Origin of the sequence: Alloyangia pacifica, assembly GCF_020524285.1 — a bacterium.
Classification (GTDB): domain Bacteria; phylum Pseudomonadota; class Alphaproteobacteria; order Rhodobacterales; family Rhodobacteraceae; genus Salipiger; species Salipiger pacificus_B.
Map to the genome: position 1 here is coordinate 187,901 of NZ_JAIVKX010000008.1, position 17,169 is coordinate 205,069.

A 17,169-nucleotide genomic window follows, 5' to 3' on the forward strand; every position below is an offset into this window, starting at 1 on the left:
TCCTGGCCCTCTATTTTCTCAGGCCGGTATTTTCTTTTCCCTCCTCATGTTTTCGAGGATTCTGCTGCATGGCATTCTCTCCCGGCAAGGCCACCTCCAAGAACCTGTTCTGGGCCTACCTCTCCTTCACATCCACCAAGCTCCTGAACTTCGTCGCGGTCATCATCATTGCCCGCTACGTCGATCCCGGCGAATTCGGCCTGATGGCGATCTGCCTGGCGATCATGGGATATTTCGAGATCATCTCGAAGTTCGGCCTCGGAGCCGCGCTGATCTCGGTCAAGGACCGGCAGGAGGAAACCGCCAATGCGGTGTTCTTCTGCGCCCTGTTCACCTCGAGTGTCATGGCGCTGCTCCTCTGGTGGGGATCCGGCGGCATCGCGCGGCTTTTCGAAGCCCCCGATCTGCAGCCGCTCCTGGGCACGATCTGCCTGGTGCTGGTGATCCGCGCCCTCGGCTCGGTGCATTACAGTCTGCTGTTCCGCGAGCTCAACCTTCGCAAGAAGATGGTGCCCGACGTGGCACAGGGGCTGGTCAAGGGTCTCACCTCGATCGTGCTGGCAATGATGGGCTTCGGGGTCTGGGCGCTGGTCATCGGCTATGTGGCCGGCTCGCTCATGGGCACGCTGATGCTGTATTGGATCCGCCCCTGGAGGCCCAGCGCCCTGCCCGACTGGCCGACCGTGCGCTACGTGATGAGCTTCGGCTCCTACCTGATCGGCGCCGAGACAATCAACGCCACGCCGCGACTGCTCGACAACCTTCTGGTCGGCAAGTTCCTCGGTCCGGCGGCATTGGGGGTCTACGCGATCGCCTATCGAATCCCCGAGCTGGCGATCAAGAGCTTCACCTCGGTCGCGGGCACGGTGCTGCACCCGGTGATGTCGAAGATGCAGACCCATCCCGAGGACTTGGCGAAATACTACTACCAGGCGCTGCGCTACTGCGCGCTGCTGATGTTCGGCATCGGCGCGGCGATTGCCGTGCTCGCCGAGCCGACCGTGCACGTCCTCTACAATGAAAAGTGGTACGACATGGTCGCGCCCATGCAGTTCATCGCCGCGGCGCTGGCCGTCAGCACGCTGAACATGGTGCCCGGCGAGCTGCTCAAGGCGGTGAGCCGCACCGACCTGATGTTCCGGGCCGCGCTGTTCAACCTGCCGATCTTCATCCTGCTGCTGGCCGCCGCCGTGCCCTTCGGCATCACCGCCGTCGCCGCGGCGCAGCTGGTGATGGCCTTCGTCCGGTTCATTCCGATCTACCTTGCCACCAAGCGGATCATGGATGTGACCGCGGGCAAGATTGCCACCGCCCTGCGTCCCGCGCTGCTTTGCGCCGGCAGCGCCTCGCTGGCTGCCTTTCTTGCCCTGCAACTGCACACCGGCTCCGAGCTGCTGCGCCTCATGGCCGGCTCGGCCGCCTTTGCCGCCACCTACCTCGTCGCCCTGCGGCTGGTTCTGCCGGGAGTTTTCACCGCGGGGCAGCGCTTCATCCTGAAAAGGAGACGCGCATGACATCGCCCCGAGACCCCAGAAGCGCGGTGCGCGCGGAACCCGCCTTCTCGAGCACCCGCCCCGGCCAGAGCCGCCGTAACTCGGCAGGATGGGTGCCGCTGACCAAGGCCACACGCAACCTCGTCGGCAGCGCGCACAAGCTGCGCGGCGCCTTTCACAGGGGCGACCCGGCAGCGCCGGCCCGACACCGGGGGCCGGAGGAATGAGCGAGTCGACCATCCCGCCCCGCAAGGGCTTCGACTGGCGCGGCTGGGGCATCATCCTGCTCAGCGGCCTGTTCGCACTGGCCGTGAGCTTCGTGCTCTCGGGACGCACCTCGCTGATGATGGCGCTGCCCGTGGCGCTGCTGATCTTCGCGGTCGGCATCCGGTTTCCGATGATCGCGCTCGCCGGACTGATCGTGATGATCATGTCCAACCTCTCCGACAATCTCATCATCGCGTTCGGCGCCCCCTCCCTCGCCAAGATCACCGCCCCGGGGCTCTTCATGCTGCTTGCGGCGCGCTACGCGATCTATCGCGACCTGCCCTACGTGCCGCGCGTCGCCATCTGCTGCCTGTCGATCGTCTTCGCCATGAAGCTGCTGAGCGCCACCTATGCCATGCGCTGGGAAATGAGCATCGCGCTCTCCATCGACTTCCTGAAGGAAGCCATCGTGGCGATCCTCGCGCTGGCCTTCATGAACAACAAGCGCGGCTTCGAGACGGTGGCACTCGCCGCCACGCTGCCGATCGTGGTGATCTGCTTTCTCGGCCTGTACCAGATGGTCTTCGGCGACTCGCCCACCGGATTCCACGGCTTCTCGCGCTTCACCGATGGCTCGGGCCGCTTCTCGGGCATGCTGTTCGATCCGAACTTCTTTGCCGCCATCGTGGTCTTCACCCTTCCCTTGGGGCTGTTCCACCTGCTCAACGCCCGCGGCCCCGTCACGATGATCTGTTGGGCGCTGGCCTCCGCGATCCTGATCGCCGGGCTGGTCATCACCGAGTCGCGCGGCGCGCTGATCGGCCTGACGCTGGGCCTGATCGTGCTGAGCACCAGCTTCACCCGCAAACAGTTCCTCGCCGTCGCGGCGATTGCCGGGGTTGTGGTGATCCTTGCCGGGGCGCTGGCCAGCGACCGGGTGATCGAGCGCTTCACCAGCATCTTCAGCACCGCCGCCGAGGGCGCGGCGCAGGACACCAGCACCGAGGGTCGGCTCGCCAGCTGGACCGTCGCCTACAACCTGTTCAACGAACACCCCTGGTTCGGCGTCGGTCTGGGCAACTTCCGGCTTCACTACCAGAACAACGCGCTCGAGAACGGGCTGATCTTCCGTGGCGAGGGGCGCGCGACTCACAGCCTCTACCTCGAGTTTCTCACCGAGCAGGGGCTGATCGGACTAGTCCTGTTCCTCGCCTTCGCCTTCTTCGGCGCGGTGAGCTTCTTCCGGAGCGCGGCCATCGCGCGCAGCGCCGGAGACGAGTTGATGGCAAGGCGAATGATCGCCTTTTGCAGCGCCTTCGTCGGCTACATGGCGGCGATGACCTTCCTGCAGGACGGCATCCCGCGGTTCCTGTGGTACGTCGTCTCGCTCGCCGCCGAATCCTACATGATCATGCGCTGCATCTACGCGGATCACCCGGCCCTGAAGTTCCGGACCCGACGGGTTGTGCACCCCTTCCCGCCACCGTCTCGCTGAGCGAGTCGGCGGGAAGAGCCCGATCTCTCATGGCCGGCCGAGACAGGCATCCCACTGCCCGCAACGAAAATGTTCGCGAGCGACCAAAGCTCGCCTGCGCCCGATCCCAGACGGGTCGGCGCGGCGCCGTCTGCACAGATTCGCCACGCGAAAAAGAACGCGCGAGGCAGGATCGATGCGCCGCAATGGCCCAAGGGGCCCGGCGACATGGGTCTGATATGTCAGGGGAAACAGTCCGGAGTGGTGAGCCGTGCAGGATTCGAACCTGCGACCCACTGATTAAAAGTCAGTTGCTCTACCAACTGAGCTAACGGCCCACTCTCTCGGGACTTTAACACAGTGGTGAGCCGTGCAGGATTCGAACCTGCGACCCACTGATTAAAAGTCAGTTGCTCTACCAACTGAGCTAACGGCCCACTGTGTGTGGGGCGGCTTCTAGGAACTGTGGCGTGGGGGGTCAAGCGGAAAAATGACAATTCTGCCGAACTTCTCCCGCAGCCCCGGCCCCGCCCCTCGCCGGTGCATGCATTCGCAGCAAGGCTGCCCCGCGCAACGCAGGCTGGAAACGTACCGTCAAGAAGCGTATATGCGCCCGGATGAAACACACGCGCGCACAAACTTTGCCCTTCATGAAGATGCACGGGCTCGGAAACGACTTCGTCGTGCTGGACGCGCGTGCGCGCTCCATTGCCATGACCCCTGCCCTCGCCATGGCCATCGCCGACCGCCACCGCGGCGTCGGCTTCGACCAGCTGGCGATCATCGAGCAGGGCAGCGGCGATGCGCATCTGACCTTCTACAACGCTGACGGCTCGACCGCGGGCGCTTGCGGCAACGCCACGCGCTGCATCGCGCGTTTCCTGATGGATGAGACCGGCAAGACCGAGCTGACGCTCACCACCGAGCGCGGCACGCTCTTCGCCCGTGATGCCGAAGGCGGGCTGACCTCGGTCAACATGGGGCCGCCGCAGCTCGACTGGCACGAGATTCCGCTCGCCTCCGAAATGGATACGCTGGAGCTGCCGATCGAGGGCAAGCCCACCGCCACCGGCATGGGCAACCCGCATTGCACCTTCTTCGTCGAGGATGCCGAGGCGGTGGACATCGAGACCTTCGGCCCGGCGCATGAGCACCACCCGCTCTACCCGCAGCGCACCAACGTGCAGGTCGCCAGCCTGATCGGCCCCGACCACCTGCGCATGCGGGTCTGGGAGCGCGGCGCAGGCCTCACGCTAGCCTCGGGCTCCTCGTCCTGCGCCACCGCCGTCGCCGCCGCACGCCGCGGCCTCACCGGGCGCCGCGTGACCATCGAGCTCGACGGCGGCACGCTGCAGGTCGACTGGCGCGAGGACGGCGTCTGGATGACCGGCCCCACCGCCCATGTCTTCGACGGGCATTTCACCCACGATTGGCTGGAGATGGTCTCGTGACCGGCGCACCCAAGTTCACCACCCTCGGCTGCCGCCTCAACGCCTACGAGACCGAGGCGATGAAGGATCTCGCCGCGCAGGCCGGCATGGAAAACGCGGTGATCGTGAACACCTGCGCCGTGACCTCCGAAGCCGTGCGCAAGGCCCGGCAGGAGATCCGCCGGCTGCGCCGCGAGAACCCAGACGCCAAGGTCATCGTCACCGGCTGCGCCGCGCAGATCGATCCCGACAGCTTCGCCGCCATGGGCGAGGTCGACGCGGTGGTCGGCAACACCGAGAAGATGGCGCCCGAGACCTGGTCGCGCCTGTCGAACGGCTTCATCGGCGAGACCGAGCGCGTCATGGTCAACGACATCATGTCGGTGACCGAGACCGCCGGCCACCTGATCGACGGCTTCGGCACCCGCTCGCGCGCCTACGTGCAGGTGCAGAACGGCTGCGATCACCGCTGCACCTTCTGCATCATCCCCTATGGCCGCGGCAATTCCCGTTCGGTCCCCGCCGGCGTGGTCGTGGATCAGATCAAGCGGCTGGTGCAGCAGGGCTACAACGAGGTCGTGCTGACCGGGGTGGACCTCACCTCCTGGGGTGCCGACCTGCCGGGCACACCGCGCCTCGGCGATCTGGTGATGCGGATCCTCAAGCTGATCCCCGACCTGCCGCGCCTGCGCATCTCGTCGATCGATTCCATCGAGGCCGACGAGAACCTGATGCAGGCCATTGCCACCGAGCCGCGCCTGATGCCGCACCTGCACCTGTCGCTGCAGCACGGCGACGACCTGATCCTCAAGCGCATGAAGCGCCGCCACATGCGCGACGACGCCATCCGCTTCTGCGAGGAGGCGCGCAAGCTGCGCCCCGAGATGACCTTCGGCGCCGACATCATCGCCGGCTTCCCGACCGAGACCGAAGAGCATTTCGCCAACTCGCTGAAGCTGGTCGCGGAGTGCGACCTGACCTGGCTGCACGTCTTCCCCTACTCCTCGCGCCCCGGCACCCCCGCCGCGCGCATCCCGAGCAAGGTGAACGGCACCGTCATCAAGGAGCGCGCCGCCCGCCTGCGCGCCGCCGGGGAGGCCGCGGTGGAGCGCCACCTCGCCGCGCAGCCCGGCCGCACCCATCACATCCTGATGGAAAGCCCCGAGATGGGTCGCACCGAGCAGTTCACCGAGGTGCTCTTCGACACGCCGCAGGCAGAAGGCGCCATCGTCACCGCGACGATCACCGGCATCCGCGGCGCGCAGCTCACGGCCTGACACGGTGCATCCGAACCCGATCTTCCGCCGCACCGAGGAGGCCCGCAGCCTCGAACTGCTGCGCGCCCGCAGCTTCGGCACGCTGGCGGTCAGCGCCGAGGGCGCGCCGCTGTTGTCGCATGTGCCCTTCCTGCTGTCGGAGGATGCCGCTTACGCCGATCTGCACCTCGTGCGCTCGAACCCGATCTGCCGCGCCGCCCGCGCGGGCCTTCCGGCCCGGCTCGCGGTGAGCGGCCCCGACGGCTACATCTCGCCCGACTGGTACGGCGACCCCGGGCAGGTGCCGACGTGGAACTATGTCGCCGTGCACCTGACCGGCAGGCTCGAGCCGCTGCCGCAGGACCAGATCGACCCGCTGCTCGCCGCGCAGAGCGCCGCCTTCGAGGGACGACTCGCGCCGAAGACCCCCTGGACCATGGAGAAGATGGACCCGGAGGTCCGCGCCAAGCTGCAGCGCATGATCCTGCCCTTCCGCCTGCACATCGACGAGATCGACAGCACCTGGAAGCTCTCGCAGAACAAGACCGTTCAGATGCGCCGCGCCGCCGCCGATGCGCTTGAATCCGGCTTCGGACAGGAGCTCGGCGCACTGGCCACGCTCATGCAGGATCCCCCGCCCGACGAGGCGTGATGATTGCAAGGCGCGCGCAGATCGGTCATGTCAGGCGGCATGACCCTGAAAACCCGCGCTCTCATCGTTCACCTGCTGACCGCCACAGGCGCGGTCTTCGCCATGCTCGCCATGCTTGCCGCCGCGCAGGAAGACTGGTCGATCATGTTCCTCTGGCTGGTCGTGGCCTTTGCCGTCGATGGCGTCGACGGCCCGCTCGCCCGCAAGTACGACGTGAAGGCCAACTCGCCGCGCTTCGACGGCGTGCTGCTCGACCTGATCATCGACTACCTGACCTATGTCTTCATCCCGGCCTTCGCGCTCTTCCATTCGGGTCTGCTGCCCGGCTGGACCGGCTGGATCGCGATCATCATCATCACCTTTGCCTCGGCGATGTATTTCGCCGACAGCCGCATGAAGACCACCGACAACTCCTTCCACGGCTTCCCCGGCTGCTGGAACATGCTGGTGCTGGTGCTCTTCGCCCTGCAGCCGAACTTCTGGGTGATCCTGACCCTGGTGACCCTGCTCGCGGTGGCGATGTTCCTGCCGCTGAAGTTCATCCACCCGGTGCGCACCGAACGCTGGCGGTCGCTGTCGCTGCCCATCGCGCTGGCCTGGACCTTCTTCGCCGGCTGGGCCGCCTGGGTCGACTTCCACCCGCAGAGCTGGGCGCATTGGGGCCTCGTGGTCACCTCGGTCTACCTGCTCTTCGCGGGCATCGCGCAGCAGGTCTTTCCGCAGCGGGTGCGCGAGCGCGCCTGAGGCGTCGCGGCGCGCCCCGGGACCGGACACAAAAAGAGGGGGCCCAAGGGCCCCCTTCTTCATTTTCGGCGAGGGCGGCCCCTTAGGCCTTGAGCCGCCAGCCGGTGCGGAACAGCCCCCAGGCCATCAGCGAGACCACCAGCGTGGCGAAGATCGCCACCGCGGCCCCGAGCGCCGGGTTCGCGTCGGACACGCCCAGCACGCCGTAGCGCGCCCCGTCGATCAGGTAGAAGACCGGGTTGAAATGGGTGATCTCGTAGAGCCCGGGCGGCAGCGCCTCGACCGAGTAGAACGTGCCTGACAGGAAGGCGAGCGGCGTCACGATGAAGTTGGTGATCGCCGCCATCTGGTCGAACTTGTTGGCGAAGAGTCCCGCCACGATGCCCACCGCCGACAGGAACGCCCCGCCGAGGAACACGAAGCCGAGCACGATCAGCGGATGCGCCGGCACCAGCCCGGTGGTGACCCAAAGGCCCGCCAGGATGGCACAGGCCACCACGAGGCCGCGGGCAATGCCCCCGGCAAGATAGCCGATCACCAGTTCGAAGGGCGCCAGCGGCGGCATCAGCGTGTCGACGATATTGCCCTGCACCTTCGAGATGACGATCGACGAGGAGGTATTGGCAAAGGCATTCTGAATCACCGTCATCATCAGGATGCCCGGCGCGATGAACCGGGTGAAAGGAACCCCCATCACCTCGCCGCGGGTCGGCCCTATCGCAATGGTGAAGATCACCAGGAACAGACCGGCCGTGACCAGCGGCGCAAGAAGCGTCTGCGTCCAGACCGCGAGAAAGCGCTGCGTTTCCCGGCGGCAGAGCGTGGCGAGGCCGAGCCAGTTCACGGCGCCGAAACGGCGCGCACCGGGCTCGAAGCGGGCTTGGCTGTCCATAAGGTCTCCTTTCCGTCTGGGTCCGGCTTGTAACTCGGCAACCGATGACTACAATAGGGCCCCTGATGGAATTTTCAGGCGGCCCTCGATCACGGGCCGCTTTTTCTCAAGCAAGGATCGTACATGTCCTGGACGGATGAGCGCGTCGAGCTTCTCAAGAAGATGTGGGCCGAGGGCCAGTCGGCCAGCCAGATCGCCAAGGAACTTGGCGGCGTCACCCGCAACGCGGTGATTGGCAAGGTCCACCGGCTCGGCCTGTCGAACCGCACCGCCCCCGCAGGCGGCGCAGCCCCTGCCGCTCCCGCGGCCCCGGTCAAGGAAGCCAAACCCGCCGCCAAGGAAGCCAAGGCCAAGCCCGCGCCCAAGGCCGAGCCGGCCCCGCCCCCCGAGCCCGCGCGCGAGACCGCAACGGCGGTCGAGACTCGCCCGGCCCCGCTCGGCCCGTCGCGCAAGCCGATCGTGCCCGCCGGCCAGCCGCTGCCGCCGCAGCCCTCGGCGAACGAGATCAGCCCCGAGGCGCTGGCCAAGGTTTCCGAGATCGAGAAGAAGGCGAAGAAGCTGTCGCTGATGGATCTCACCGAGCGCACCTGCAAGTGGCCGGTCGGCGACCCGGCGACCGACGACTTCTGGTTCTGCGGCCTGCCCGTGCAGCAGGGCAAGCCCTACTGCGAAGCCCACGTGGGCGTGGCCTTCCAGCCGATGTCCTCGCGCCGCGACCGCCGCCGCTGAACCACCCCGCAAGATTTCAAACCGCCCGCGCCTTCCGGCCCGGGCGGTTTTTTTTGCCGGCCCCGCCCCCATCCTTCTTTGCCTGCCCCGGCCCCATCCCCGGCCGATTTCCGCCAGAAGCGCAGGGGGTTGCGCAACCTCCTTCCACACTCCAGCGTTGTGACAGACGCAAGAGTGAACCGTGATGACAGACCTCGTTTCCCAGATCGCCGACTACGATTCCCTGATCGCCCTCGGGCTGATCCTCGGCCTCTTCGTCGTCTTCATGCTCGAGCTCTACCCGCCCGAGGTGCCCGCCGCCGGGCTTGCCGCCCTCTTCGTGGCCCTCGGCTACGTCGGCTCCGACCAGCTTCTTTCGGTGTTCTCCAACCCCGCGCCGCTGACCATCGCGGCGATGTTCGTGCTCTCCGGCGCGCTGGTGCGCACGGGGGTGCTCGAGGCGATCTCGGACCTGGTGATCTCCCAGGCGCAGGAGCGGCCCGGCCTCGCGCTGATGGTGATCCTCGGGGTGACGCTGGTCGCCTCGGGTTTCGTCAACAACACGCCGGTGGTGCTGGTGCTGATCCCCGTCGTGATCCGCCTCGCCGCCGCGCTCGGCAAGGCCCCGACCCGGCTGCTGATCCCGCTGAGCTACGTGGCGATCCTCGGCGGCACCTGCACGCTGATCGGCACCTCGACCAACCTGCTGGTCGATGGCGTGGCACGCGGACAGGGGATTGCCCCCTTCGGCATCTTCGAGATCACCCCGGTCGGCCTGCTGGTGGCCCTGGCGGGCGGCACGACCCTCGCGATTCTCGGCCCGCTGCTGCTGCCCGACCGCGCCGCCAGCGACCCCGAGCAGATGCTCGGCGAGACCACCTTCCTGTCGGAGGCGGTGCTCGCCGACGAGACCTACGCCGACAAGCCGCTCTCCGAGATCGCGCCGCTCAACCGCAGCGGCGTGCGGGTGACCGGCCTGCGCCGCAAGGGCAGCCCGCTGCCCGCGCCGCTGGAGGAGCAGGTGCTTGAAAAGGGCGACACGGTGATCCTGCGCGCCCCGACCTCCGAGCTGCTCACCCTGCACGACGATCCGGGGCTGAAGATCGGGTTGCGCCGCGGCGAGCCGCCCGAGGGCGAACTGGTGACCGTCGAGGTGGTGGTCTCGCCGCGCAAGTCCTCGCTGGGCCGCAGCCTGCGCAGCATGTCGCTGGGCCGGCGCTTCGGGGTGCGGGTGCTCGGCGCGCATCGACACGAGCACAACCCCGGCCCCGACCTCGGCTCGGTGCGGTTGCGCCCGGCCGACAAGCTGCTGCTGGAAGGGCCCTCCAGCGCCTTCCAGACGCTGGAGGACGAGGCGCAGCTGGTCTCGGTCAGCCGCCCCACCGGCCGCGCCTTCCGCCGCGGCCGCGCGCCGCTGGTGCTGGCGGCGCTGGCCGCCGTGGTGACCCTTGCCGCCCTCGGCCTGATGGACATCGCGACGCTGTCGATCCTCGCGGTCGCCGCCATCCTCGTGCTGCGCTGCATCGACGCCGACGAGGCCTGGGGCGCGGTCGACGGCTCGGTGCTGGTGCTGATCTTCGCCATGCTGGTGGTCGGCCTCGGTCTGCAGAACACCGGCGCGGTCGACCTGCTGGTGGGCTGGCTGGCGCCGCCGATCTCTGGGCTTCCGCCGTTCTTCGCGCTGCTGGCGGTCTACCTGCTGGCCTCGCTGCTCACCGAGACCGTCACCAACAACGCCGTCGCCGTGGTCTTCACCCCGATCGCCATCGGCCTTGCCGAAAGCACCGGGCTGGATCCGCGCGCGCTCACGATTGCGGTGATGTTCGGCGCCTCGGCGAGCTTCGCCACGCCGATCGGCTACCAGACCAACACGCTGGTCTACGGCGCCGGCAACTACCGATTCTCCGACTTCCTGAAGATCGGGCTGGCGATGAACCTCGTGGCGGCCCTCGCCGCCTGCGCCGGGATCCTCTGGCTGTTCGGCTGAGGATGTACCACAAGAAATGATAGGGGGCGCTGCCCCCTCGGCGCTGCGCGCCTCACCCCCTGCGTATTTGAAAAGAGAAGACGTTCCGGGTGGCGTACCCGGCTTCTTCTCTTTCGAAATACGCAAATCCCATCCCCTCCGCAGGCGCGGCGGCGCGGATTGGCGCGCGTCGTGCAACCACCCTTTTCGGACGCCGTGAGAGCGCGTATATGCCGCCCATGCAGAATCCGCCCGATCTTCGCCCCGACCTTGCCCGCGCCCGCGTCACGGAAACCCGCCGCGACGGCCAGCCGACCATCGGCATGGTCTCGCTTGGCTGCCCCAAGGCGCTGGTCGACAGCGAGCGCATCCTCACCCGGCTGCGCGCCGAGGGCTACGGCATCTCGCCCGACTATTCGGGCGCCGACGCGGTGATCGTCAACACCTGCGGCTTTCTCGACAGCGCCAAGGCCGAAAGCCTCGAGGCGATCGGCGAGGCGCTGAAGGAGAACGGCCGGGTCATCGTCACCGGATGTCTCGGCGCCGAGCCCGAATATATCACCGGCACCCACCCGAAGGTGCTGGCGGTCACCGGCCCGCACCAGTACGAGCAGGTGCTCGACGCGGTGCATGGTGCCGTGCCGCCCTCCCCCGATCCCTTCGTCGACCTGCTGCCGGGCTCGGGCGTCAAGCTCACGCCGCGGCACTACAGCTACCTGAAGATCTCGGAAGGCTGTAACCACAAGTGCAAGTTCTGCATCATCCCCGACATGCGCGGTCTGCTCACCTCGCGGCCGCAGCGCGCGGTGCTGCGCGAGGCCGAGAAACTGGTCGAGGCCGGGGTGAAGGAGCTGCTGGTGATCTCGCAGGACACCTCGGCCTATGGCACCGACTGGAAGGACCGGGACGAGAAATTCCCGATCCTTTCGCTCGCCCGTGATCTGGGCCAGTTCGGCGCCTGGGTGCGGATGCATTACGTCTACCCCTACCCGCACGTGCGCGAGCTGATCCCAGCGATGGCCGAGGGGCTGGTGCTGCCCTATCTCGACATCCCGTTCCAGCACGCCCACCCCGAGACCCTGAAGCGCATGGCACGCCCCGCCGCGGCCGCGCGCACGCTCGACGAGATCGCCGCATGGCGTTCCGACTGCCCCGACATCACCCTGCGCTCGACCTTCATCGTCGGCTACCCCGGCGAGACCGAGGACGAGTTCCAGACGCTGCTCGAGTGGATGGACGAGGCGCAGCTCGACCGGGTCGGCTGCTTCAAGTACGAGAACGTCGAGGGCGCGCGCTCGAACGCGCTGCCGGACCATGTGCCCGAAGAGGTCAAGCAGGACCGCTGGGAGCGCTTCATGGAGAAGGCGCAGGCGATCTCGGAAGCCAAGCTCGAGTCCAAGGTCGGCCAGACCCTGCAGGTGCTGGTGGACGAGGTCGACGAGGACGCAGCCACCTGCCGCACCAAGGCCGATGCGCCGGAGATCGACGGCAACCTGTTCATCGACGAGGGCTTCGAGCACCTCAAGCCCGGCGATATGGTCACCGTCGAGGTCGACGAGGCCGGGGAATACGACCTCTGGGGCCGGCTGGTCTGAGCGTCAGGCCGCGCCTTCGGGCGCGGCGATCTTCTTGCCGAGATACTTCTTGCGCGGCGGCGCCGGCAGGTCGACGATCGCCGCCTCGCCCTGCGCGAGGAAGGCAAAGGCCAGCTGGCAATCGATGCCGCAGGCGAGGATGTCGTCATACCAGCGCTCGTTCAGCGCCGCGATCCGCGGATCCGCCATGTCGCGCAGGATGAAGTTGGTGGTGAACAGCCGGTCCGTCTCCAGCGTCTTGCCCGCCTCCATCTGCGCCAGCGTGTAGCGCAGCATCTGGTGCGCCTGCTCGCGGTAGCGGTCCTGGAACAGCGAGTCGGTGAACTCCCAGAGGATATTGCCCTCGATATGCGGGCTCAGCCGCAGCGCCATGGCCCCGCCCGCCTCGACCAGCCGGTCGCGGAGACCTTCCAGATCGCCATGCGGAATGCGCCGCTTGTCGTCCATGTAGGTCAGGAAGCGGTGCCGCGCGAGATCGGGGAAGAGATGCGGCAGCGCCTTGGCCACCTTGGCCTGATGCGCGCTCAGCACCGGGTTCTTCGACACCGGCAGGTCGAGGAAGATCGGCTTCCAGCCCAGCCCCTCGACGATCTCCAGCGCGCTGCGGTTGTTCGACACGAAGTAATGCGGCCAGTTCTTGGGCCGGTTGTTCCTGTCGTAAGTGAAGCTGCCAAGCGGCCCGCAGTAGGTCGAGTAGACCGCCATCTCGCTCGTCTCGCCCGCATGCACCGGCGCGCTGCCGATCAGCGGCAGCAGCGCCTCGCGCTGCAGCGGCGCCCGGTCGAACTCGTTGGAAATGCCACTGCTGTCATGCTCGATGCGGCGCACCGTCTTGCGCAGGGACCGCGTCATCCGGCGGTACTTGACGATGGCGCGCAGTTTCATCAGGGCGAGGGACAAGGCTGATCTCCATTCTTCGCGGCCGGGGATGCGCCGCTTGCGCGGGGCCGGTGCCCGGGCTAAGCCGGGTGAGTTTCCTTTTGACCAAGTTGCGCAGCCTGCGCAACAGGGCGGGCGTATGGGGGCACGAGGCAGGCATGACGGTTCGACGCATTTCCATGTTCTGGGCGCAGGGCGAGGCCGGCGCGCCCGATATCGTGAAACGCTGCTGGGACGCCTGGGCGCGGCTCAACCCCGGCTGGTCGCTGGAGATCGCCGACGAAAGCGACGCGGCGGCGGCCTTTCGCGCGCTGGGTCTGACGCATGTGCCCGCAACGCTGCAGGGCCGCGGCGACATCTTCCGCGTGCAGGACCTCGACCGGAAGGGCGGCGTCTACGTCGATTGCGGCACCATCCCCTGCGCGCCGCTCGACGACTGGCTCGAGCCGCTGACCCGCACGGGCTTCTTCGCCTTCCACGACCCCTACCGCCGCCGCCCGGTTGAGAACTGGTTCCTCGTCTCCGAGCCGGGCCATGCGATCACCCGAGGCTGGCTCGAGGCGATGCGCGGCTACTGGGACCGCCCCCGCCGCGCGCAGAGCGCAAGGCGCGAGCTCGACCGTGGCGGCAAGGGCGCGCTGGCCTGCCGGCTTGCCGGGTTGCGCCGTGCCGACACCCGCAAGCGGGTGATCGAGCCGAAGAACCGCATGTGGTCGGTGCAGCCCGGCGGCGGCGCCGAGCGCCCGGTCCACCCCTATTTCTGGCCGCACTACCTGTTCGACCTGCAGCTCCACCGCAGCGAGCCCTTCCGCGCCGCCTGGGCCGAGGTGCCCAAGCGCCCCTCCTACCGCCACCTGATGGTGCGGCACTGGAAGCGCGACTATGCGCGGATGACCGACCGCGAGCTGCTCAGCCTGCTCGATGCGCCGATGCAGAAGCTCTCGCTGAAAAGCGTGCCCTCCGAGAAGCACCTCGACTTGATCTTCGGTCAGGCGGAGCATCCGGCTCCCTGAGCCTTGCCTCCCCCGTCCGGGCTGGTGCAAGAGACGGCCATGGCCAAGCTGCATTTCCACTACTCCACCATGAACGCCGGCAAATCGACCCTGCTCCTGCAGGCGGCGCACAACTACCGCGAACGGGGCATGGAGGTCTTCCTGCTGACCGCCCGGCTCGACACGCGCGCCGGTCACGGGCGCATCGGCTCGCGCATCGGGCTGGGACAGGAGGCGGAGACCTTCGGCGCAGAGGATGATCTCTTCGCGGTGATCGCCGCGGCGCACCGCAAGACCCCGCTGGCCTGCGTGTTCATCGACGAGGCACAGTTCCTCACCGAGGAGCAGGTCTGGCAGCTTGCACGGGTGGTGGACGATCTGGGATTGCCGGTCATGGCCTACGGGCTGCGGGTGGATTTCCGCGGCCAGCTCTTCCCCGGCTCGGCGGCGCTGCTGGCGCTGGCGGATTCGCTGCGAGAGGTGCGCACCATCTGCCATTGCGGGCGCAAGGCGACCATGGTGATCCGGCAGGACGGTTCGGGCAAGGCGCTCAGCGACGGCGCGCAGGTGCAGATCGGCGGCAACGAGACCTATGTCTCGCTCTGCCGCAAGCATTGGCGCGCGGCGATGGGCGACACCCCCGCGCGCGCCTGACCCGGACGGCCGCCGCCCGGGTCTGCTGCTGTCAGACCGGGTTCGGCACCGGCTCCCCGGCGAAGAAGGCCCGCAGGTTGGCCACCGCCATGCGGCCCATGTCCTCGCGCACTTCCAGCGCGGCGGTGCCGAGATGCGGCAGCAGCACCACATTGTCGAGATCGCGCAGCGCCTCGGGCACCTGCGGCTCGAACTCGTAGACATCGAGCCCCGCCCCGGCGATGCGCTTGTCCTGCAAGGCCGAGATCAGCGCCGCCTCGTCGACCACGTCGCCGCGGGAGATATTGATGAAATGCGCATGCGGGCGCATCGCCGCCAGAACGCCTTCGTTGACCGTGTGATGCGTCTGCGCGCCGCCCGGCAGGGCGGTGACGAGGATGTCGACATTGGCCGCCAGCTCCTCGGGCGTGTCGTAGCGCGTCGCCGGATGATCGAGCGATTTCTCGGAGCGGCTCATGTAGGCCACCTCCATGCCGAAGCCGTAGTGGCAGCGCCGCGCGATGGCCTGGCCGATGCGCCCCATGCCGAGGATGCCAACGGTTTTTCCGGTCACGTGCAGGCCCAGCATCTGCACCGGGTGCCAGCCCTGCCAACTGCCCATACGCACCAGCCGCTCGCCCTCGCCGGCGCGGCGGCAGGACATCAGGATCAGCGTCATGGCGATATCGGCGGTGGCATCGGTGACGGCACCGGGCGTGTTGGTCACGGTGACCCCGGCATTGCGCGCCACTTCGACGTCGATGTGGTTGAAGCCCACCCCGAAGTTGGCGAGGATCTTTGCCCGCGGCACGCCGGCGGCGGCGAAGACCTCGGCGTTGTAGCTGTCACCCAGAGTCATCAGCACGCCGTCATAGTCCGACAGCGAGGCAAGCATCTCCTCGCGGCTCATCGGATCGGGCCGGTTGCGGTAGGTCACGTCGAACTCGGCACGTGCCTCATCGACAACGCTCTCGGGCAGGTTTCGGGCAATCAGGATCTTGGTCAATGCAGGCGTCCTCCCGGCGGTACGGTCTTGTCGGGGGTCGCAAGCACGATGGCCCCGGTCTCGTCGGAGAAACCTAGAACGAGAACGTCGGACATGAAGGGGCCAATCTGCCGCGGCGGGAAATTGACCACGGCCATCACGGATTTACCGACCAGCTCCTCGGGCGCGTAATGCACGGTGATCTGCGCCGAGCTCTTCTTTTCGCCGATCTCCGGGCCGAAATCGATCCAGAGCTTGATGGCGGGCTTGCGGGCCTCGGGGAAAGGCTCCGCGCGGACCACCTTGCCCGCGCGGATGTCGACCTTGAGAAAGTCGTCGTAGCTGATCTCAGCCATTGGCCAGCTCTTCGGAGCGTCGCACGGCCGCGCCGACGGTGGCGCGGATCAGCGGCGGCAGGCCCTTGTCCTCGTCCATCAGTACGTCGAGGCCGGCCTGCGTCGTGCCATTGGGCGAGGTCACGTTCTTGCGCAGCTGCGCCGGGTCGTCGGCGGCCTGCATCGCCAGCGCGCCGGCGCCGGCCACCGTGGCCTTTGCGAGCTGCATGGCGAGCTCGGGGGCCAGCCCCTCGGCCTCGCCCGCCTTGGCAAGGCATTCGATCATGTGGAAGACATAGGCCGGTCCAGACCCGCTGACGCCGGTCACCGCGTCCATCTGCCCCTCGCCCTCGAGCCGCACGACCTCGCCCACGGCCGAGAGCAGGTCCTCGGCCATCGTCAGGTTTGCGGCGCTGGCATTGCCATTGCCGGCGATGGCGGTGATGCCCTGCCCCACGGCGGCGGGGGTGTTGGGCATGGCGCGGATGATCGGGGTCTTGTCACCGAGCATCCGCTCGTAGGTGGAGATGGTCACCCCGGCTGCCACCGACAGGAAGACCGTGCTCCCATTGCCGTAGCTTGCCAGCACCGGCAGCGCATCGGCCATCATCTGCGGCTTCACCGCGATGAGCACGATGGCCGGGCTCTCGGGCAGTTGCTCGTTCAGATGCACGCCCTGGGCCTGCAGCCATTCCGAGGGGCGCGGATCATTGACCCAGACCGACGCGGGCGGCAGGCCCCGTCCCAGCCAGCCTTCCAGCATGGCCGATCCCATCTTCCCGCATCCCAGCAGCACCAGACCGCGCTGCGCCAGCTCACCGTCCTTCATGTCGGACCCTCCTGTCGATTTTGCCGCAAGTGATACGCTCGCCATCCAGATCGTGCAACGCTCTGCGCAAAGTGACGGAAAATCGGAACGCATCTCAGC

Annotated in this window: 17 protein-coding genes and 2 tRNA genes; 12 read left to right on the forward strand and 7 right to left on the reverse strand. The window is 67.5% G+C overall.

The annotated features are described in order from the left end of the window. The first annotated feature begins 68 nt into the window (after nucleotides 1-68). From LC039_RS12550 to LC039_RS12560, 3 genes are read left to right on the forward strand one after another with little or no spacing between them, the layout of a single operon-like run. Nucleotides 69-1,514 (forward strand): lipopolysaccharide biosynthesis protein, encoded by a 1,446-nt coding sequence (locus LC039_RS12550; RefSeq protein WP_226624677.1) that lies wholly within the window; start codon nucleotides 69-71, stop codon nucleotides 1,512-1,514. Continuing rightward, a complete protein-coding gene (locus LC039_RS12555; protein ID WP_226624678.1) occupies nucleotides 1,511-1,720 on the forward strand; it encodes a hypothetical protein in 210 nt (69 codons plus the stop codon). The genes LC039_RS12550 and LC039_RS12555 overlap by 4 nt, the downstream gene beginning before the upstream one ends. Next, complete coding sequence (locus LC039_RS12560) at nucleotides 1,717-3,195, forward strand: O-antigen ligase family protein (RefSeq protein ID WP_226624679.1); 1,479 nt, start codon at nucleotides 1,717-1,719, stop codon at nucleotides 3,193-3,195. Before LC039_RS12555 ends, LC039_RS12560 begins: the two co-directional genes overlap by 4 nt. A gap of 241 nt (nucleotides 3,196-3,436) precedes the next feature. Here LC039_RS12560 and LC039_RS12565 read toward each other — a convergent pair. Next, nucleotides 3,437-3,512, reverse strand: a tRNA-Lys gene (locus tag LC039_RS12565). A gap of 23 nt (nucleotides 3,513-3,535) precedes the next feature. Beyond that, nucleotides 3,536-3,611 (reverse strand) — tRNA-Lys (locus LC039_RS12570). Between the two features lie 213 nt (nucleotides 3,612-3,824). Here LC039_RS12570 and dapF point away from each other — a divergent pair. The 4 genes from dapF to LC039_RS12590 are packed head-to-tail and all read left to right on the forward strand — an operon-like array spanning nucleotide 3,825 to nucleotide 7,256. Next, entirely contained in the window at nucleotides 3,825-4,625 is an 801-nt protein-coding gene (gene dapF / locus LC039_RS12575) for a diaminopimelate epimerase (RefSeq protein WP_264179530.1), read from the forward strand. Beyond that, nucleotides 4,622-5,881, forward strand: coding sequence for a tRNA (N(6)-L-threonylcarbamoyladenosine(37)-C(2))-methylthiotransferase MtaB (mtaB, locus tag LC039_RS12580; protein WP_226624684.1), 1,260 nt, complete (start codon nucleotides 4,622-4,624; stop codon nucleotides 5,879-5,881). The genes dapF and mtaB overlap by 4 nt, the downstream gene beginning before the upstream one ends. Before the next feature lie 4 nt (nucleotides 5,882-5,885). Then, nucleotides 5,886-6,512 (forward strand): FMN-binding negative transcriptional regulator, encoded by a 627-nt coding sequence (locus LC039_RS12585; protein ID WP_226624686.1) that lies wholly within the window; start codon nucleotides 5,886-5,888, stop codon nucleotides 6,510-6,512. A gap of 39 nt (nucleotides 6,513-6,551) precedes the next feature. Then, nucleotides 6,552-7,256, forward strand: a complete 705-nt coding sequence (locus LC039_RS12590; RefSeq protein ID WP_226624687.1) for a CDP-alcohol phosphatidyltransferase family protein — start codon at nucleotides 6,552-6,554, stop codon at nucleotides 7,254-7,256. Nucleotides 7,257-7,338: 82 nt separating this feature from the next. Here the strand turns inward: LC039_RS12590 and LC039_RS12595 are convergent, their stop codons facing one another. Further along, entirely contained in the window at nucleotides 7,339-8,148 is an 810-nt protein-coding gene (locus tag LC039_RS12595; protein WP_226624689.1) for an ABC transporter permease, read from the reverse strand. Nucleotides 8,149-8,271: 123 nt separating this feature from the next. On the opposite strand from LC039_RS12595, the gene LC039_RS12600 reads away from it, so the two are divergent. The 3 genes from LC039_RS12600 (at nucleotide 8,272) to rimO (ending at nucleotide 12,417) form a co-directional block, all read left to right on the forward strand. Continuing rightward, nucleotides 8,272-8,877: a GcrA family cell cycle regulator gene (locus LC039_RS12600; protein ID WP_226624691.1), complete on the forward strand. Its 606-nt coding sequence runs from the start codon at nucleotides 8,272-8,274 to the stop codon at nucleotides 8,875-8,877. A gap of 184 nt (nucleotides 8,878-9,061) precedes the next feature. Beyond that, nucleotides 9,062-10,843, forward strand: a complete 1,782-nt coding sequence (locus tag LC039_RS12605) for an SLC13 family permease (RefSeq protein ID WP_226624692.1) — start codon at nucleotides 9,062-9,064, stop codon at nucleotides 10,841-10,843. 209 nt (nucleotides 10,844-11,052) lie between these two features. After that, complete coding sequence (gene rimO / locus LC039_RS12610) at nucleotides 11,053-12,417, forward strand: 30S ribosomal protein S12 methylthiotransferase RimO (RefSeq protein WP_226624695.1); 1,365 nt, start codon at nucleotides 11,053-11,055, stop codon at nucleotides 12,415-12,417. A 3-nt stretch (nucleotides 12,418-12,420) separates the two neighbouring features. Here rimO and LC039_RS12615 read toward each other — a convergent pair whose 3' ends face one another. Beyond that, entirely contained in the window at nucleotides 12,421-13,317 is an 897-nt protein-coding gene (locus LC039_RS12615; RefSeq protein ID WP_226624697.1) for a hypothetical protein, read from the reverse strand. 137 nt (nucleotides 13,318-13,454) lie between these two features. Between LC039_RS12615 and LC039_RS12620 the strand changes: the two genes are divergently transcribed. After that, nucleotides 13,455-14,309 carry a glycosyltransferase family 32 protein gene (locus LC039_RS12620; protein ID WP_226624698.1) on the forward strand — a complete coding sequence of 285 codons (855 nt, stop codon included), beginning with the start codon at nucleotides 13,455-13,457 and terminating at the stop codon, nucleotides 14,307-14,309. 39 nt (nucleotides 14,310-14,348) lie between these two features. Then, complete coding sequence (locus LC039_RS12625; protein WP_226624700.1) at nucleotides 14,349-14,942, forward strand: thymidine kinase; 594 nt, start codon at nucleotides 14,349-14,351, stop codon at nucleotides 14,940-14,942. A 31-nt stretch (nucleotides 14,943-14,973) separates the two neighbouring features. On the opposite strand, the gene LC039_RS12630 is transcribed toward LC039_RS12625, so the two are convergent. From LC039_RS12630 to proC, 3 genes are read right to left on the reverse strand one after another with little or no spacing between them, the layout of a single operon-like run. Further along, on the reverse strand, nucleotides 14,974-15,927 hold the full coding sequence (locus LC039_RS12630) for a 2-hydroxyacid dehydrogenase (RefSeq protein WP_226624702.1): 954 nt from the start codon (nucleotides 15,925-15,927) through the stop codon (nucleotides 14,974-14,976). Beyond that, entirely contained in the window at nucleotides 15,924-16,262 is a 339-nt protein-coding gene (locus LC039_RS12635; RefSeq protein ID WP_226624704.1) for a tRNA-binding protein, read from the reverse strand. The genes LC039_RS12630 and LC039_RS12635 overlap by 4 nt, the downstream gene beginning before the upstream one ends. Beyond that, nucleotides 16,255-17,070 (reverse strand): pyrroline-5-carboxylate reductase, encoded by an 816-nt coding sequence (gene proC / locus LC039_RS12640; protein ID WP_226624713.1) that lies wholly within the window; start codon nucleotides 17,068-17,070, stop codon nucleotides 16,255-16,257. The genes LC039_RS12635 and proC overlap by 8 nt, the downstream gene beginning before the upstream one ends. Between the last annotated feature and the right edge of the window lie 99 nt (nucleotides 17,071-17,169).

Bases quoted from the DNA above. Each gene is read 5' to 3' on its own strand.
- LC039_RS12560 (WP_226624679.1), top strand. From the start codon at position 1,717: ATGAGCGAGTCGACCATCCCGCCCCGCAAGGGCTTCGACTGGCGCGGC.
- LC039_RS12620 (WP_226624698.1), top strand. From the start codon at position 13,455: ATGACGGTTCGACGCATTTCCATGTTCTGGGCGCAGGGCGAGGCCGGC.
- LC039_RS12625 (WP_226624700.1), top strand. From the start codon at position 14,349: ATGGCCAAGCTGCATTTCCACTACTCCACCATGAACGCCGGCAAATCG.
- proC (WP_226624713.1), bottom strand. From the start codon at position 17,070: ATGAAGGACGGTGAGCTGGCGCAGCGCGGTCTGGTGCTGCTGGGATGC.
- LC039_RS12600 (WP_226624691.1), top strand. From the start codon at position 8,272: ATGTCCTGGACGGATGAGCGCGTCGAGCTTCTCAAGAAGATGTGGGCC.
- LC039_RS12590 (WP_226624687.1), top strand. From the start codon at position 6,552: ATGACCCTGAAAACCCGCGCTCTCATCGTTCACCTGCTGACCGCCACA.
- LC039_RS12595 (WP_226624689.1), bottom strand. From the start codon at position 8,148: ATGGACAGCCAAGCCCGCTTCGAGCCCGGTGCGCGCCGTTTCGGCGCC.
- LC039_RS12605 (WP_226624692.1), top strand. From the start codon at position 9,062: ATGACAGACCTCGTTTCCCAGATCGCCGACTACGATTCCCTGATCGCC.
- LC039_RS12550 (WP_226624677.1), top strand. From the start codon at position 69: ATGGCATTCTCTCCCGGCAAGGCCACCTCCAAGAACCTGTTCTGGGCC.
- LC039_RS12635 (WP_226624704.1), bottom strand. From the start codon at position 16,262: ATGGCTGAGATCAGCTACGACGACTTTCTCAAGGTCGACATCCGCGCG.
- dapF (WP_264179530.1), top strand. From the start codon at position 3,825: ATGAAGATGCACGGGCTCGGAAACGACTTCGTCGTGCTGGACGCGCGT.
- LC039_RS12555 (WP_226624678.1), top strand. From the start codon at position 1,511: ATGACATCGCCCCGAGACCCCAGAAGCGCGGTGCGCGCGGAACCCGCC.
- rimO (WP_226624695.1), top strand. From the start codon at position 11,053: ATGCCGCCCATGCAGAATCCGCCCGATCTTCGCCCCGACCTTGCCCGC.